Here is a 14,539-nt window from a genome sequence, read left to right on the forward strand (position 1 = left end):
GCATGAATTTCCCTTACAGAATGAATGATTGATATGAAGGACGGAAAAGGAGTGAAACGTAAAAGTAAAAGAGGTTATTTTTATAAAAGAGCGCAGCGTGTTGGATCGCTTGTAGGAGCGGCGATAGTCATCGGAGCTTTATCGGCATTTATCGCAGATAGTCTGAAAGTGATTACGGAACATTATGAGCATATTTTGTTTAAAAAGACGGAGCAATTCCAATACTTGATCTTCCTCTTTCCAGTCATTGGCTTAACCATCATACATCTTTTAAAGACTTATATTTTCAGAAACAAGCCAAATAAGGGTATCCGCGAAGTGATGGATGCTGTTGATAAAGAGCATACTTTACCAGCATATAAGATTCCATCTCACTATTTCAATGGTTTTTTAACAGTCATTTTCGGTGGTTCGACTGGCGTGGAGGTCTCGACGGTCGTAGCCACAGCGGCTCTGGGGGCGATTCCCGGGAGAAAAATGTCCTATCTAAGGAAGCATAAATCTGATTTGATTTGCGCAGGACTGGCTGCCGGTGTGACTGCGCTATTCAATGCGCCATTGGCCGGGCTGTGCTTTGCATTGGAGGTATTTTTAAAGAAAAGGAGCAAGCTATATCTCACGCTGCTCATGGCGGCTGTGATCACTTCATATGCCATAACGAGATATTTCTTTTACAAACCTGCCTTCCATTTTAGCATATTATCGTGGCAGTATAAGGCCATTCCTTATTTTGCTGTTACTGCGGTTTTGGCTGGCGTCGTTGCCGTTTATTTGTCTAAAAGCGTATTGTGGTTCAAAAGCACGATGGGGAAGCTACCCAGTCCGATGATTAAAATCGGCGTTGGCGCCACCGTAATTTCGGTTTTATTGTTTTTCTGCCCGTTTTTGTACGGGGAAGGATATGACGGAATTAACCATATCGCTTCCATGAAAAACATCAGCGGACTGGCACCACTTTTACCGCTACTGATCGCACTGGTATTGAAACCTTTGGCAACATCGGCTACTTTGGGTGCTGGCGGGGATGGAGGTGTTTTTGCTCCGAGTTTATTCGCTGGCGGATTTTTAGGACTAATGGTGGCGCTTATACTCAACTTTTATTTCAAGCTGGGGCTGGTGCCTGTCAATTTTATTCTCATCGGTATGGCTGCTGTTTTGAGTGGATGCATTCATGCCCCATTCACTGCTATCTTTCTGGTGTGCGCAATTGCCGGAAATTATGTGTTAATAGTACCTCTGTTTCTGGTTACTTTCATTGCTCGGGAAATTGCTCGTTTTCTACTGCCATATAATGTATATACTTACGGAAGAGAGGTCCAGTCAGAATAATATATTAATAACCATAGAACAAAAAAGCGGCCATGCAAATTTGCATAGCCGCTTCCTATTTGTATGTCTGAAGTCAGACTATTCGTCTGAACCGATTTTTGCAATTGCTTTGTCTATATGATAAAGACCTGTTCCTGCTTCGCCGATTACGTCAAACAATTCCAATGCGCGACGAGCGTTGTCTTCTTCTTCAATTTGCTCATTAACAAACCATTGTAGCATGTTTTCAGTAGCGTAGTCCTCTTCCCTTCTGCTGGCACTAACCAAGCGGCTGATAGATTGAGTTACCGCTATCTCACTTGCCAAAGCTGCTTCGAAGACGCCTCTGAACGAAGCAAATTCCTGTTTTACAGCCGGAACTTCGGGAGAAACTGCAGTGCCACCAACTGTCATGATATAGTTGAAAATTTTCAACATGTGCGTTCTTTCTTCGTTGGATTGTTTCATGAAATAGCCAGCGCTATTTTTGAAACCATTGCGGTCGCACCATGAAGCCATCGCCAGATATTTTGAAGAAGCTTCTGCTTCCATTTTAACCTGGTTGTTCAATAATATTTCTATTTCCTCTTTTAGGGAAGTCCGTTGTCTAAGTAGATCTTTCATGTTCGTATCTATTTGCTATGTATTTATAAGTGCAAATATTACATGAAAGTTCATGAAAGCAAGGGTGAAATGTGAATTTAAAACTAGTCTAATATAAAGACAATGAGTAATTTAGACTGGTTCTGAGGATAATTTAGACTAGTTCTGATTCAGTATATAAAATCTTGTGAAGTAGCGAGTTTAATTCAATCGCGAAGTGCGTACCGTTGATTAGTTCTCTTAGCTGAATGACCTCACAGAGTGTGAGATGCGAAGCAAAATTTACGCGGGGAGCCTCAATGAATTCAAAGTCCGACTCATCAGAAAGGTCAAAAATTTTGCTGCAGATATCAATGTTATTGATCAGCCGGCGAAAGTTCAGAAAATCCTGAATCCTGAAGTGAGCTTCCATTTCACCGAACTTAACCACTATCTTGGAAGTAATATCACACTGAAAACTAATGCCTTTTGAAGTACTGAACAACTCACTCATTGAATTCACTGCACCCGGAATTTTAAATGTGGACTTTTTTAACGGTGCAAAGATACACCGTCGTTTTATTCTTGTCAAGTTTATTTAAAAACATTCTAATTATATTTAAAAAAAAGATAACCAATGAAATGGCTTCCACTGGTTGTCTTTTTATGTTTTCAAAACTGTATTTACTTAGCCGCCGTTTTTGCCCAGTTGTCACGGAGCGTCACTGTGCGGTTAAAAACAAGTTTTTCAGGTGTACTTTCCCTATCTTTTACGAAATATCCTTTTCTCAAAAACTGAAACGCGTCCTGCTCGGTCGCTTCATTCAGAGCCGGTTCCGCATATGCTGTTATTACTTCCAAAGAAGCAGAATTCAAATATTCTTTGAAATCTCCTTCCTGACTTGAAGTATCTTCCACGGAAAACAGACGATCATATAATCTGATTTCGACCGGGAGGGCTTGCGTAGCCGATACCCAATGCAATGTTCCTTTCACGTTAATACCCGTCGTATCCTGCCCGCTTTTACTGTTTTCGATCAGGCTGCATCTTACTTCCGTAATTTCGCCAGCTTCGTCTTTTACGAAATCGTCACACTGAATGATATATGCACCTTTTAGTCGCACCATTTTACCCGGAGCCAACCGGAAGTATTTCTTGGAAGGAACTTCCATAAAGTCCTCCTTCTCAATGTATATCTCTTTCGTCAATGGTATTTCTCTCACGCCCAAAGCCATATCTTCAGGATTGTTCTCGCTGTGGCAAATCTCTACCAGTTCGTCCGGGAAATTCGTGATAACCACTTTCAGCGGATCTAAAACGACCATCCTTCTGAGAGATTTCTTATTCAGATCTTCCCGCACACAAAATTCAAGCAAACCTACATCGATCAGGTTTTCCCGTTTTGCCACACCGATTCGGTCACAAAAATCGCGAATACTTGCGGCGGTGTATCCTCGCCTTCGCAAACCGCTTATGGTCGGCATCCGCGGGTCGTCCCAACCTGTAACATGCCCTTCCTGTACTAACTGAAGCAATTTTCTCTTGCTCGTTACGGTATAGTTGAGGTTACGGCGGGCGAATTCATATTGATGCGACGGATATATTTCAAGCTTTTCTATCAGCCAGTTGTATAACTCACGGTGAGGTACAAATTCCAACGTACAGATCGAATGCGTAACATGTTCAATCGAATCACTTTGTCCGTGTGCAAAATCGTACATCGGATATATACACCATTTGTCGCCTGTACGGTGATGGTGCGCATGCTTGATACGATATAAGATCGGGTCACGCATCAACATATTGAGATGCGCCATATCAATCTTCGCTCTCAAAGTCTTGTTCCCGTCCGGAAATTCACCAAGCTTCATTTTTTCAAATAACTCCAGGTTTTCTTCCACCGAGCGACTTCTGTATGGGCTATCTTTTCCAGGTTCGGTAGGAGTTCCTTTTAAAGTAGCTATTTCCTCGGAAGTCAGATCGTCCACATATGCCAGCTCCTTTTTGATGAGTGTAACAGCATACTGGTAAAGCGTATCGAAATAGTCAGAAGCATACAGTTCATTTTCCCACGAGAACCCCAGCCAGCGGATATCGTCTTTAATACTTTCTACGTACTCGGTATCCTCTGTAACCGGATTCGTATCGTCGAAACGCAGGTTAGTATAACCCGGGTACTTTTCAGTCAGTCCAAAATTGAGGCAGATGCTGGAAGCATGACCAATATGAAGATATCCATTCGGTTCCGGAGGAAATCTGGTCACAATACTGGCATACTTACCCGAATTCAAATCTGTTTCAACGATCTCTTCAATAAAATTCAGGCTCTTTTCTTCTTTTTTCTCGTCCGTAAGCATACTTAACCTCAAATATATTTAAACCTCAAAGTTAAGCTTCTTCGCAGAAATTTTTGCTATATGCTTTCGGGCGAAATCGAAATTCAGGTTTGATTCTGCTAATTTTGCGCCATGCGATATTTTATTGAGCTCAGTTATCTGGGAACTGCCTACAATGGCTGGCAAAAACAAAACAATTCATTGGGGGTTCAGGAACTGCTTGAAAATGCCCTGAGTAAGGTTTTGAGGCAGGAGATAGAAATTACGGGAAGCAGCCGAACAGATACCGGTGTTCATGCCGAACAACAATTTGCACACTTTGATATTGAGCCGCCGATTGACAATTGCGATATGATTGTGTATAAACTCAATGGAATGTTGCCTCGCGATATTGCAGTCCAGCGCATTATACCGGTTGCAGATGATCTTAATTCAAGGTTTGTGGCCACGCACCGCCGCTACGAATACCGGATTATATTGAAAAAGAATCCTTTCCTGACTGGAAGAGCCTGTCTTCTGAAGTCAGAATTGGATGTTGAGCATATGAATGAAGCTGCTAAACTGATACTCGGGCTTCATGATTTTGAAAGTTTCAGTAAACTTCATACCAATGTCAATAATTTCAGATGCACGGTTAGCCGGGCCGAATGGAAGCATGACGGTGATATGTTGATTTTTACTATTCAAGCCAATCGGTTTTTAAGAGGTATGGTTCGGGCCATTGTAGGAACGATGCTCGAAATAGGGCGGGGCAGGAGGAGTGTTGCCTCTTTTCAGGAAGTTCTGGACGCTCGAGATCGGAAAGCGGCTGGTCCCCAGGCACCTGCCGAGGGGCTTTTTCTGGTGGAAGTCGGATATGATCCTGGTATTTTTGAGTTTTGATTTCCTGGTTAAACGCGGAGTTTGGGGAGGAGTACGCTGTGTTCGCAGATTTTCTTGGCTACGAAACACAGCATTATTCCGAATTTAGGAATTTACCGCTTCTCTACTATACTCATTATTGACCAATCTCATAATATTGAGCGGATTTTGGTTTTGTAGCTCTTTTGGCAAAAGTGAATCATCCCAGTCCTGATATGCTTGCGGCCTTACAAAACGTAATATACTGTGACGGCCAACAGATGTGAATTTGGAGTCGCTGGCCGCTGGGAATGGGCCTCCATGATGCATCGATGGACAAACTTCAACACCAGTCGGAACGCCTCTGACGATAATCCGCCCCGAAAGCTGACTTAATTTTTGTAGCAATTCAGGATACCTTCCAATCTCCGATGCCTCACCCATTAGGGAAGAAGTAAGTTGGCCAGACAGATGGGAAACTGCATTTTGTAATTCAATCATATCTTCACAAACAACGAGAAGCGAATAGGGGCCAAACACTTCTTCATGCAACTTTGGATTTTCCATAAAAGCTTTGCCGGAAACTGTCGCAATAAAAGCATTTGATTGATTTTCGTCATCTGACTTTTTTCCGGAAGAAGCCAAAATAGCAACTCCGTTTTGGCTTGTCATTTCTTCACGAAGCTTGTAAAAGTTGTTACATATACCCGCAGTCAACATTGTCGCGGGAGCAGTGTTTTTTACTTCGTCAGCATATGTCTTTGTAAACTCTTCGGATCCGTCAGAGTTAGTGGTAAACACTAGTCCTGGATTCGTACAAAACTGCCCCGCTCCCAATGTTACTGATCCTGCGATCGTTTTTCCTAATTTCTCCGCATTCGCTTTCAGGTATTCCGGCAGGACTATGATGGGGTTGACACTGCCCATTTCTGCATATACTGGTATAGGTTCCGGTCTTTCCTGGGCAAGTTTATACAAAGCCATCCCGCCTTTAACGGAGCCAGTGAAGCCCACAGCTTTGGTATATGGATGTTTTACCAAAGCTGTGCCGACTTCAAACCCGTCGTCATATAGCATTGAAAAAACACCGTCAGGCATATTGGTTCGTTTGGCAGCCCTTACGATAGCACTTGCCGTCAGGTCGCTCACGCCCGGGTGAGCTGCGTGCGCTTTTACTATCACGGGGTTGCCTGCAGCCAGTGCGGGGCCAGTATCAACTCCCGCCACTGAATATGCAAAAGGAAAATTGCTTGATCCAAATACAACTACCGGTCCTATTGGGATATGCATTTTACGCAGGTCAGGCTTTGGTGCTGGAGCACGGTCAGGATCAGCAGTGTCGATGCTTGCTTCCACCCACGAACCTTCTTTTAACAGATCAGCAAATTGCAAAATTTGAGTCACAGTTCGCCCACGCTCATTTCGAAGACGCGCCAAAGGCAATCCGGTTTCCAGATTTGCCCGATCCAAAAGTTCATCGCCCAAGGCCAATATCTCTTCGGTAATAGCAATCAGAAAATCTGCCCGTTCAGGAGCAGAGATCTTGCTGTAGACAGCAAACGCCTTTTGCGCCAACTCCATCGTCTGGTTCACTTCGTCAGAGGTTGCGACATGAAATGGTTCCTGCAAATATTCGTCGCGAACGGGAATGTAAGATTGAAAAGTATGCGCGTTCTTCGCGGATAAGCTATATCCAATGAAGTTTTTGCCTTCGATTATAGACATATGGGATTTCTTTTTGTAACAAACGGAGTTAGGGGAGTAGAACGCGGAGTTACGCAGTATAAGCCGTGGGGCGCGCAAACAATCCTGAAACTCGATGTTTAGATTCTCGGGCAAATTGTTTTATCCCGTCAGTATAAATTTTTGCTGTGTTAAACGCGTTCAGCATTGTAGCATAGTAAAACTAAGCGCAAATCTGCGATAAGCTCCCCCAAACTATGCGTTTAAACACTAGAGAAGCTTCTGAATTATCTGATCTACTGAAATTCCTTCTGCCTCCGCTTTAAAGTTCCGGATGATACGGTGGCGCAAAACGGCAAGAGATACCGCCTGAACGTCTTCAATATCGGGGGAATACTTCCCTGAGAGAAGTGCGTTGCATTTGGCTGCTAATATGAGGGCCTGAGAAGCTCTTGGTCCAGCTCCCCATTCCAGATACTCGCTGGTATCTTTTATAGCCAGCTCCGACGAAGGGCGGGTCTTATGAACTAATTTGACCGCATACTCGATCACATGATCCGTGACAGGTACGCGTCTTACCAAGTGCTGAAAGGCGGTTATTTCGCTGGCAGTGATTACCTCTTTTACCGAATACTTGTTGTCGCTCGTCGTGTTTCTGACAATGCTCACTTCTTCGGAATATGAAGGATAATCAAGCTGAATCATAAACATAAAACGATCCAACTGCGCCTCTGGTAAGGGATAAGTTCCTTCCTGTTCAATTGGGTTTTGCGTAGCAAGCACGAAAAACGGGCGGTCGAGCGTATGCTTCGCCCCGGCGATAGTCACCGAATATTCCTGCATAGCTTCCAGGAGTGCAGACTGCGTTTTCGGCGGCGTCCGGTTGATCTCATCGGCCAAAATGATATTGGCAAAAATCGGCCCTTTAATAAATTTGAAATTCCGGTTCTGATCCAATGTTTCCGATCCTAAAATATCAGAAGGCATCAAATCGGGAGTGAACTGAATTCTGTTGAATTTAAGATCCAGCGATGAAGCGATCGTCTGGATCAATAATGTTTTCGCCAAGCCCGGAACCCCCACCAACAAACAATGTCCCTGACAGAAAATTGCAGTGAGCAGCTTTTTTACCACTTCATCCTGCCCGATAATCACTTGTCCTATTTCACTGCGGATTTTATCATAAGCCACTTTCATGGCCTCTGCTGCTTCAACGTCCGATGAGTAATTCACAATATGGTATGGTTATCGTTTAAGGGTGCCTGCTGTCTAGTTATTCAGGAAAGCTATAATAAGGATAAAAAGTCATACATCAAACGTGGTATAGCCAAACATTATTGAGCAGGCCACGTCACATTTGCCCTTCGTGGACGAGTCCGAGCACTTTACAATCCTTGAATTCAGGTTCGATACTAATAAATACATCGCCCTGTGCCTTCTTGAACCACTCCTCAAGCGCGCTGTTGCGTTTGTTGCTCAATACGATTTGAGCCATTTTTTCATAGTCATCTTTCAAGTTGGCTGTATGCGGCTCGGATTTACTCTTATACCAAAGGATCCTCATACCACTTCTTCCGTCTTCTGTACGATAAGATATTGGCTTGCTGATATCCCCCACTTTCATGGTATCGATAGCAAAATACAAAGCGGGGTCCATAGACGCATCAAGTGTCAATTTCGCTAGGCCCGTATTACGGTCCTGAATTAGGCCGCCTGTTTCAGCAGTTTCTTTATCTTCCGAGTTATCGAGCGCAGCTTTCGCAAATTTCAGACTGTCGGTCTTGATCTCTGTACGCAGGCTATCCAATATCCGGATTGCCGAAGTCATATCGGTTCCTTTGTTATAATCAGGACGTAATAATATGTGACGTGCATGGTATTCAGCACCTCTGGTTTCCACCATTTTGATCAAGTGAAATCCGTATTGGGATTCTATGATATCGGATACTTCGCCTGGTTTAAGCGCCAAAGCGGCACCTTCAAATTCAGGTACCATCGCACCACGTTTAGCAAAACCTAAGTCCCCACCATTTTTAGCAGAACCCAAGTCTTCCGAATATATCTGAGCTAACAAAGAGAAATCTTCTCCCTTTTCAGCACGAGCTCTCAATTCATAAAGCTGCTGCTTTAATTTATCCTTTTGCTCTTTGGTTACGGTTCCAACTCTTACGATATGGCCAATCTCAACTTCGGAAGGGATATATGGTAAACTGTCTTTGGGGATGCTGTTGAAGAATTTTCTTACTTCACTTGGCGTGATTTTTACATTGCCTGATATGGTACTCTGCATTTTCATCACAATCTTCTGCTCACGAACCTGCTGACGAAGTTCTGCTTTCAAGGCATCAACACTTTTTCCGTAAGCTTCCACGATGTTTTTTTCGGAGCCAAAGCGTTGAATCATAAAACTCATTTTGGAATCGAGTTCATTGTCAACGTCTTTATCTTCAACTGTTACGGAGTCAATTTCGGCTTTTGCTAAAAGCAACTTGTTGATAATCAGAGATTCCAGGAGCTGGCATTTTTCAGGAGCGCGCTGACCCTGCGTAGCGTAAGACTGATACATTTCTTCCAGCTCAGAGCTGAGAATATAATGGTTGTCGACCCTGGCGATAATCTTGTCCAGACTCACTCCCTGCTGTCCCTGGCTATAGCTGACAAAACTGAAACCTAGCATGAGGGCAACTAGCCAGTTGGAAAGAATTGCTTTATTTATTTTCATTTTTTTTGATTGTTCCACGGTATTTATTCTTACTCCATATTCCAGCCGGATGTTGCAAGAATAGAATTCTGTGCGCTAAATTACGCTTATGGCTTTATTTTTTCTAATTCTGCAGGACTCACTTTTATAGGAAATTTGGTTTTGAGCGAGTTTGTCCACTCTTTTTCCAATTCTTTTTGATAATCATTGATCACGCTGCCTCGTGCTTCGTTGAATTTCTTGCCGCGGGGAGGTTCAATTCTCTGGATATTAACCTGCCGGCTTGTGCCGTTTTCTCCACTCAAAACCGATGTTCCAACTTGCCATTTTGCACCTTTTAGTGCAGCAGCATCCTGAGCAAAATAGCCTTCCAGAATAGTAACGGATCCTGGTTTGAATTCATTGTAAACCTTTTCAACATCCTTTTTCGACTGACTTAAATACTGGAAGCTCGCTCTTCGGTTTCTCTCCGTTTCTGCACTCGGTCTGAACGAACCATAGTCCTTTTCGATAATACGCGTTAGCGGTATATTTTTGGAAATCAGGAATTTTACGACGCTTCTGATACGGGCTGAAGAAGTATTCGGTGTTTCGCCATTAGCCTGGTATCCGGCAACTTCCACGAGGTAATCCGGATTTTTGGTCAGAATGATAAAGAGGTCTGTGAGCTGTTTTTCATATGCATTCGTGATCTCCGCCTTATTCTCATCGAATAAAATTTCCTCAGATTTCCTGGCCAGCAGATAAGGATTTACCGAGAGTGCACGGTTGATGCTGTTTATGGTCTGTGTATCCGGGGCGGTGATAACAGTGGCAAAAGCGCGTTCCGGAAATTTATAGCGATCCATATGTTGCTGATATAGTGCGAGTTGACCCGCAGAATCGATTAGCGAGCGCTCCCAAACATTCCGTTCCATTTCCTGAGAAATCAAGACCCCTTCTTTAATGTCGTTCATCACGTCCTTAAAAGCCGGGTTGCTTTCTTCCAGGTGATCGACTTCATATGCATACAAACTTTGATCTAGATAATCAGTATAATATTTTCTGAAGATGACAGCGGGTGAAGATCCTTTCGGATATGTTTGCTGGTTAGCTTTCGCGTAGTTCAAAAACGACAGCGCGTTATATGGGTGACTTTCGATGGAGAATAAATTAACTTCAGCCCAATTATCGCCCACTGGTTTCATATAATCCCATTTACCTCCTACCAGCGAGGTGTCCACCAATGGTTGTAATTTTGCCCATGCTTCGGGATACTCCACTGGTTTGAGCTTTTCCCTGAGCTGTTTGGCATGAAGCTGCTCAATGACCTTACCCCTTGAATCGGTAACCACCCTTTGACGTAATGACGGAGCCAAATTATCGTAACTCTCAATCGGTTTCTTTTCAATGAGCCTCACAATATGCCACCCATATATGGTCTTAACTGGTTTGGAATATGCACCGGGTGTGTTTAGGGCAAAAGACGCGTCCTCAATTTCGGTGACCATTTGGCCAATTCCAAAAACAGGTAGTTTACCGCCATTCCGCTTCGACTGCTGATCATCCGAATATTCCGATACCACGCTCTCCCAGATCTCTCCGTTTTGCAACTGCTCATAAGCGTTCGTGATACGATTTTTAGCAGCATCTTTCTGAGCCTGCGTAGAATTCGTATCGGCCTTGATCATGATATGTGCAATTTGAACTGTACCTCTATTTGTCCGCTTGTCGGTCACTTTAATGATATGGTAACCACTTTTAGTTCTGACAGGTTGCGATACTTTGCCGACAGGTGTAGTATATGCAGCTTTCTCAAACGGGTATAACGTCTGGAAGGCGGTGAAGTATCCCAAATTTCCTTTGTTATTTTTGGCAGAAGGATCTTTGGAAAAACGAGTCGCCAGATCTCCGAAGTCAGAGCCTTCTTCTATTCTTCCCCTCATCGCAATCGCCGCCCTGTATGCTTCCAACGTGTCAGCGGGTGATGCATATTCAGCAACAGGAATCAGAATATGGGAAGCTTTCACTTCTTGTTTCATCCGGTCATATGCCTCGCGCGACATCTTTTCGATCAAATCCTTATCCTTCACAAAGTCCTTCGCGAGCTGTTCGCGATACGAAGCAATCTCTTCTTTGTAATCAGTAGTGGTATCTTTTCCGAGTGCCTTTGCACTCAAAACCTTGAGCTTGGCGTCGGTGAATAGTGGCAAATATTCCTCAGGTGTGAGGGCCTTGCTGGAATCAGTAACATATTTGTTCTTATCGTAGTACGCTTTGAATTCGGCAGGCGAATATTTTTGTCCGCCTATCTCCACAATGTTTGCTGTTTCAACCGCAACTGGCTGTGTAGTAACCGGTTTTTTACAAGAAGAGAAAATCAGTATGAGGGAGAAAAAAAAGTAATGACGGTATTTATGCATAATTAAAATAAAAAAATCACTCGGCTTTTGTACAAGTGAAAGTCGCATCAAAGTTAGGGTCTTTCACATAAGTTAAAAAAATATAACGTGAAAGTGGTGCCATTTTATTCACTATGGGTGAAAAAGGTTTTTGCTACACATTGATGACGAGGATATTACAAATATTATCACTCACTGTGATTTCGAAATTATATCTATAATATAAGTAGATTTTGTTTTTTTATAAAGAATTAAAGATGTAGTAATAGTTTACACTTTCAATGATGTTGGGCACAATATTTATATTTAATTTTAAATGATCTCAACACAAAAAAGGAAAGCTATGGAAGACGAGGAAGGACGATATGTGATTTCCAGGATTAGCCAAATATGGAGACAGCAACGGGGTAGAGAGCTTATCTATCTGGTAGCATTGCGAAAAGATGGTATGGGATCATTGAGAAAAGTCTTATCTCAAGCTCATTTCAGTGCCATATTGTTTCAAAAAGAAATCCATGCGATATACGATTACTTCAAATGCTTTTTGACTGACAACGAGTTATCTTCAAATACGCCAGAAACTGATAACAATCAGGATCTCGCAGATCTGGAACGGTTGGTTGACCAACAGCAAATTGTAAAATTCCTGAAAAGAAAGGAAGAAGCGATTATCACCAATTATAAGGCTCTCTACAACTTTATTGATCGCGACTACGAAAGCAAACGCATGGTTAAAGAACATCTTGATCGCCTAAACGAGTTTTATGAAGTTCTTTCGAAACAAGAGAAATCGGTCGCTAACGGGGGCAAGCAGTTGATATATAGTTAAATATCTCTGTGGTCTCACCGTGGCATACCAACTATATTACTGCTCGTAGAACTCAATCGGCAAATCATCAGGATCTGAGAAGAAAGTGAAACGCTTTCCAGTGAATTCGTCAATTCTGATGGGTTCTGTAACAATTTGATTTTTAGCTAATTCGGCGATTGCTTCCTCAATATTTTCAACTTCAAAAGCTAGGTGGCGAAGTCCGCAAGCCTCAGGACGGGAAACCCGAGCCGGTGGATTTGGAAATGAGAACAGCTCAATACAATAATGGCCATTTAACGATAGATCTAATTTGTAGGACTGTCGTTCTTCCCGCAACACTTCCCTGTCGATAGTGAAGCCCAGAATGTCTGAATAGAAAGCCTTAGATTTTTCGTAATCTGAACAAATTATGGCAATATGGTGGACAGCTTTTAAAAAACTCATTGAAAAAATATTATTGGTAAGAATGCAAATGTACATTCATATTCCATTTACAACTATTTGAAGAATGGCGCAATACATAATTCCATTTCAACAGTAGATTCTTTTAGCCGAAAGGTTCACCCTAACAGCTAACTAAATCCTTATAAACAGCTTCTTCTTATACATCCACTGCAGGATCAGCCATTCGAAAAGCAATATCGCCGTGCCGCTGACAATAGTTTGGTATGCAGGGCCAAGAATCAGATCATATCCCTGGCTGATATGAATCCGGATGGATTGATCGATAAAACTGTCGATCGTATGCGCGAAGATATAGGCAGCAATTGAATTCGATCCAATGACAATTAACGGATAGAATAGCTTTTGCAAATTTCTGACATCGGCCAGGTAGTAAAAAAGTGCCAACAGGAAAAAGCACCAGCCACCGCTGAATAAAGTCCACGCCGGCGTCCAGATTCGTTTAACGATTGGATTAATACCTGTCCAGGCCAGGATCAGGGCGATCACAAAAAGAGAGACAGAAGTGATCAGGCAGGTCGTGATAAACGTACCGGATTTCGTCGATGATTTTAACCATTGTCCCGCAAAAAGACCCAATATCATCGTGCCAAGTGTCGGGATAAAGCTAAGGGTACTGTACCCGCCCCCATTAAAACGGAAGGTACTTTCCCGAGGAAACAGGTTCATGAACCATCTATCGAATGCCCAGGCAGCATTCGTGTTTTTATTCCAGTGAGCAGCAAAACCTGTCAAGTTATCTGGCAAATCGGGCGTAACGCCGGTTTCGGTCCAGTCAAAGTAACGACCGGGAAGTGGATATGTCGCGAAAAATATCCAGTATCCCACAAGTATCACAACCAGTCCAGTCCATTGAACATTTTTCTTGCTCAATCCCAACGCAAAAAGAAACGGATATCCAAGTCCGATCTGGGTCAATGTATCTTCAAATGTGAAGTTGGTTTGGTCTGCATGCATCGATCTCAGAAAAATGCCAAGCAAAATCAGAATCAGTGATCTCCGGATCGTATGAAACCACATCGTTTTTGTATCCTGCAATTTATGCGCGCGGCTGGCGATAGAATAGGGCAGTGCGACACCAACCAAAAATGAAAATGAAGGCTGAATAAGATCGTGCAGAGAGCATCCTACCCACGAAACGTGACTTTGGTGCCAATCCATGAAAGCCCAAAACGAACTGTCAGGAATAGCTTCCGCCACTTTACCGTAGCGTAATACTTCGGCCATCATCAAAAACATAACAAAGCCTCGGTAGGCGTCGATCGACGCAACACGTTTCGGAGGGGTGGTAAAATCTTTCAAGCGTACAGAATTGAGTCTATGAACAATGGGTTATGATCTAATACTTCGTAATCGTTAAAAAATACTATTTGCTGGAAAAGTAAAAACCCCGACGGATATACCGTCAGGGCTTTAATTGTTGCACTAATATTT

At 42.9% G+C, this 14,539-nt stretch carries 12 protein-coding genes; 4 read left to right on the forward strand and 8 right to left on the reverse strand.

Features of this window, described 5'->3' with window-relative positions; genetic code table 11:
• Positions 1 to 33 precede the first annotated feature (33 nt).
• Positions 34 to 1,329 carry a chloride channel protein gene (locus AC1XUD_RS00685; protein ID WP_483359007.1) on the forward strand — a complete coding sequence of 432 codons (1,296 nt, stop codon included), beginning with the start codon at positions 34 to 36 and terminating at the stop codon, positions 1,327 to 1,329.
• Between the two features lie 78 nt (positions 1,330 to 1,407).
• On the opposite strand, the gene AC1XUD_RS00690 is transcribed toward AC1XUD_RS00685, so the two are convergent.
• Positions 1,408 to 1,932, reverse strand: coding sequence for a ferritin (locus AC1XUD_RS00690; protein ID WP_483359008.1), 525 nt, complete (start codon positions 1,930 to 1,932; stop codon positions 1,408 to 1,410).
• Between the two features lie 247 nt (positions 1,933 to 2,179).
• On the opposite strand from AC1XUD_RS00690, the gene AC1XUD_RS00695 reads away from it, so the two are divergent.
• Positions 2,180 to 2,383, forward strand: a complete 204-nt coding sequence (locus AC1XUD_RS00695) for a hypothetical protein (RefSeq protein ID WP_483359009.1) — start codon at positions 2,180 to 2,182, stop codon at positions 2,381 to 2,383.
• Between the two features lie 191 nt (positions 2,384 to 2,574).
• On the opposite strand, the gene AC1XUD_RS00700 is transcribed toward AC1XUD_RS00695, so the two are convergent.
• Positions 2,575 to 4,248 (reverse strand): glutamine--tRNA ligase/YqeY domain fusion protein, encoded by a 1,674-nt coding sequence (locus AC1XUD_RS00700; RefSeq protein ID WP_483359010.1) that lies wholly within the window; start codon positions 4,246 to 4,248, stop codon positions 2,575 to 2,577.
• A 111-nt stretch (positions 4,249 to 4,359) separates the two neighbouring features.
• On the opposite strand from AC1XUD_RS00700, the gene truA reads away from it, so the two are divergent.
• A complete protein-coding gene (gene truA / locus AC1XUD_RS00705; RefSeq protein ID WP_483359011.1) occupies positions 4,360 to 5,109 on the forward strand; it encodes a tRNA pseudouridine(38-40) synthase TruA in 750 nt (249 codons plus the stop codon).
• 84 nt (positions 5,110 to 5,193) lie between these two features.
• Here truA and AC1XUD_RS00710 read toward each other — a convergent pair whose 3' ends face one another.
• The 4 genes from AC1XUD_RS00710 to AC1XUD_RS00725 all read right to left on the reverse strand — a co-directional run bounded on the left by AC1XUD_RS00710 (position 5,194) and on the right by AC1XUD_RS00725 (position 11,853).
• Positions 5,194 to 6,792 carry an aldehyde dehydrogenase (NADP(+)) gene (locus tag AC1XUD_RS00710; RefSeq protein ID WP_483359012.1) on the reverse strand — a complete coding sequence of 533 codons (1,599 nt, stop codon included), beginning with the start codon at positions 6,790 to 6,792 and terminating at the stop codon, positions 5,194 to 5,196.
• A 228-nt stretch (positions 6,793 to 7,020) separates the two neighbouring features.
• Entirely contained in the window at positions 7,021 to 7,983 is a 963-nt protein-coding gene (locus AC1XUD_RS00715; protein WP_483359013.1) for an AAA family ATPase, read from the reverse strand.
• Between the two features lie 118 nt (positions 7,984 to 8,101).
• Positions 8,102 to 9,472 carry a peptidylprolyl isomerase gene (locus AC1XUD_RS00720; protein WP_483359014.1) on the reverse strand — a complete coding sequence of 457 codons (1,371 nt, stop codon included), beginning with the start codon at positions 9,470 to 9,472 and terminating at the stop codon, positions 8,102 to 8,104.
• An 86-nt stretch (positions 9,473 to 9,558) separates the two neighbouring features.
• Positions 9,559 to 11,853: a peptidylprolyl isomerase gene (locus tag AC1XUD_RS00725; RefSeq protein WP_483359015.1), complete on the reverse strand. Its 2,295-nt coding sequence runs from the start codon at positions 11,851 to 11,853 to the stop codon at positions 9,559 to 9,561.
• Positions 11,854 to 12,175: 322 nt separating this feature from the next.
• Between AC1XUD_RS00725 and AC1XUD_RS00730 the strand changes: the two genes are divergently transcribed.
• Complete coding sequence (locus AC1XUD_RS00730) at positions 12,176 to 12,661, forward strand: hypothetical protein (RefSeq protein ID WP_483359016.1); 486 nt, start codon at positions 12,176 to 12,178, stop codon at positions 12,659 to 12,661.
• Positions 12,662 to 12,697: 36 nt separating this feature from the next.
• Here the strand turns inward: AC1XUD_RS00730 and gloA2 are convergent, their stop codons facing one another.
• Together gloA2 and AC1XUD_RS00740 are read right to left on the reverse strand one after the other, a co-directional pair.
• On the reverse strand, positions 12,698 to 13,087 hold the full coding sequence (gloA2, locus tag AC1XUD_RS00735) for an SMU1112c/YaeR family gloxylase I-like metalloprotein (protein ID WP_483359017.1): 390 nt from the start codon (positions 13,085 to 13,087) through the stop codon (positions 12,698 to 12,700).
• 132 nt (positions 13,088 to 13,219) lie between these two features.
• Positions 13,220 to 14,407, reverse strand: coding sequence for an acyltransferase family protein (locus tag AC1XUD_RS00740; RefSeq protein WP_483359018.1), 1,188 nt, complete (start codon positions 14,405 to 14,407; stop codon positions 13,220 to 13,222).
• Between the last annotated feature and the right edge of the window lie 132 nt (positions 14,408 to 14,539).

Source organism: Dyadobacter sp. HNCC25DJ184, from assembly GCF_056895215.1.